Origin of the sequence: Shigella sp. FC1967 (assembly GCF_001743005.1) — a bacterium.
GTDB lineage: Bacteria > Pseudomonadota > Gammaproteobacteria > Enterobacterales > Enterobacteriaceae > Proteus.
In genome coordinates, this window is the sequence record NZ_MIIZ01000053.1 from 1 (window position 1) to 309 (window position 309).

Genomic DNA, 309 nt, shown 5'->3' on the forward strand with positions numbered 1-309 from the left:
AAAAATCCCGAAAATCGCACCGATTGAAGCGCGTTTACATCGTGAAATTACGGGTAGCCAATGCCCGTGCTGATTTTCAACACAAGCTCTCTCGTGCAATTATTGACGAAAACCAAGCGGTAATTGTCGAGACACTGAAATCGGCGAATATGATGAAAAACCACTGTCTGGCTCGCGCTATCGGTGATGCAGGCTGGCATGGTTTTATCACAAAGCTGGAATACAAAGCCGCAGAAAAAGGCGTCCATCTGGTAAAACTGGATCAATGGTTTGCCAGTTCGAAAACCTGTCATTGTTGCGGTCATAAAA

Annotated in this window: 1 protein-coding gene; it reads left to right on the forward strand. The window is 45.3% G+C overall.

All coding sequences use genetic code 11. The features are described 5' to 3' along the window. The coding region (locus BHE89_RS00395) for an RNA-guided endonuclease TnpB family protein (protein WP_141008247.1) at positions 1-309 on the forward strand (309 nt) is incomplete at both ends.